The 2,136-nt window shown below is 38.3% G+C and carries 1 protein-coding gene and 1 rRNA gene; both read left to right on the plus strand.

Features of this window, described 5'->3' with window-relative positions; translation table 11 throughout:
- Window positions 1–480, plus strand: a complete 480-nt coding sequence (gene greA / locus GJU02_RS00005; RefSeq protein ID WP_168919070.1) for a transcription elongation factor GreA — start codon at window positions 1–3, stop codon at window positions 478–480.
- Window positions 481–643: 163 nt separating this feature from the next.
- Window positions 644–2,123: ribosomal RNA gene (locus tag GJU02_RS00010) — 16S ribosomal RNA — on the plus strand.
- Window positions 2,124–2,136 lie beyond the last annotated feature (13 nt).

The raw sequence follows: 2,136 nt of genomic DNA on the forward strand, positions 1-2,136 counted from the left end.
ATGATAATTCAAATTCCTATGACCTTAAAAGGTATAAAAAAACTAAGAAAAGAATTAATTAAATTAAAAAATATAGAAAGACCAAAAATTATTAATTCTATTATCGAAGCTAGAAAACATGGTGATTTAAAAGAAAATGCTGAATATCAAGCAGCTCGTGAAGCACAAAGTTTTTGTGAAGGACGAATTAAAGAAATAGAAATTAAACTATCAAATGCTAATATAATAGATGTTACAAAAATTATTCATAATGATAAAATTATTTTTGGTTCTACTGTGTATATACAAAATATTTTAACTAATAAAAAAATTACTTATAAAATTGTTGGTAATGATGAATCAGATTTAAAAAATAATTTAATTTCAATTAATGCTCCTTTAGCTAGAGCATTAATAGGGAAAAAAAAAAATAATATTATTAAAGTACAAACTCCAAAAGGTATTATAAAATATAAAATCTTAAAAATAGAATATATTTGATATATAAATTAAATTTGACTTTGTCAAAAGTAACAAGTATATTATTTGTTAGTAAATAATATTTTTTATAAAAGATATTATTTTGTTCTTTAATAATTTATTAGAAAAATATATGTGGGCATTCAATTTTTTAGAAGCTGTTTATTTTAAATTATATTTTTAAAAATCGAAGAGTTTGATCATGGCTCAGATTGAACGCTAGCGGCAAGCCTAACACATGCAAGTCGAGCGGCAGCGAAATAAAGAAAGTTTTACAATTTTTTTTATTGTCGGCAAGCGGCGGACGGGTGAGTAATATCTGGGGATCTGCCTTTTGGAGGGGGATAACTATTGGAAACGATAGCTAATACCGCATAATGTCTTTTTATGACTAAAGTAGGGGATTTTATATTTATATAAAACCTTATGCCATTAGATGAACCCAGACGGGATTAGCTAGTAGGTAGAGTAAAAGCCTACCTAGGCAACGATCCCTAGCTGGTCTGAGAGGATGATCAGCCACACTGGAACTGAGACACGGTCCAGACTCCTACGGGAGGCAGCAGTGGGGAATATTGCACAATGGGCGAAAGCCTGATGCAGCTATGCCGCGTGTATGAAGAAGGCCTTAGGGTTGTAAAGTACTTTCAACAAGAAAGAAAAGATAAAATCTAATATATTTTATCATTGACGTTACTTGTAAAAGAAGCACCGGCTAACTCCGTGCCAGCAGCCGCGGTAATACGGAGGGTGCAAGCGTTAATCGGAATTACTGGGCGTAAAGAGCACGTAGGCTGTTAGTTAAGTCAGATGTGAAATCCCTAAGCTTAACTTAGGAACTGCATTTGAAACTAATTAACTTGAGTTTCGTAGAGGGGGGTAGAATTCCAGGTGTAGCGGTGAAATGCGTAGATATCTGGAGGAATACCAGTGGCGAAGGCGACCCCCTGGACGAATACTGACGCTCAGGTGCGAAAGCATGGGGAGCAAACAGGATTAGATACCCTGGTAGTCCATGCCGTAAACAATGTCGACTTGAAGGTTGTAAGCTTGACTTATAGCTTTCGTAGCTAACGCGTTAAGTCGACCGCCTGGGGAGTACGACCGCAAGGTTAAAACTCAAATGAATTGACGGGGGCCCGCACAAGCGGTGGAGCATGTGGTTTAATTCGATGCAACGCGAAAAACCTTACCTGGTCTTGACATCCATGGAATTTAATAGAGATATTTTAGTGCCTTCGGGAACCATGAGACAGGTGCTGCATGGCTGTCGTCAGCTCGTGTTGTGAAATGTTGGGTTAAGTCCCGCAACGAGCGCAACCCTTATCCTTTGTTGCCATCAGCTAGGCTGGGAACTCAAAGGAGACTGCCGGTGATAAACCGGAGGAAGGTGAGGACGACGTCAAGTCATCATGGCCCTTACGACCAGGGCTACACACGTGCTACAATGGTATATACAAAGGGAAGCATCCTCGCAAGAGTAAGCGAATCTCACAAAATATATCTTAGTTCGGATTGGAGTCTGCAACTCGACTCCATGAAGTCGGAATCGCTAGTAATCGTAGATCAGAATGCTACGGTGAATACGTTCCCGGGCCTTGTACACACCGCCCGTCACACCATGGAAGTGGGTTGTAAAAGAAGTAAGTTGCTTAACCTTTTTTTAGGAGGGCGCTT

Origin of the sequence: Enterobacteriaceae endosymbiont of Donacia thalassina (assembly GCF_012568245.1) — a bacterium.
Classification (GTDB): Bacteria; Pseudomonadota; Gammaproteobacteria; order Enterobacterales; family Enterobacteriaceae.

What these genes read in the sequence shown, in the direction of transcription:
- greA (WP_168919070.1), top strand. Translation starts at nt 1, where the DNA reads ATGATAATTCAAATTCCTATGACCTTAAAAGGTATAAAAAAACTAAGA.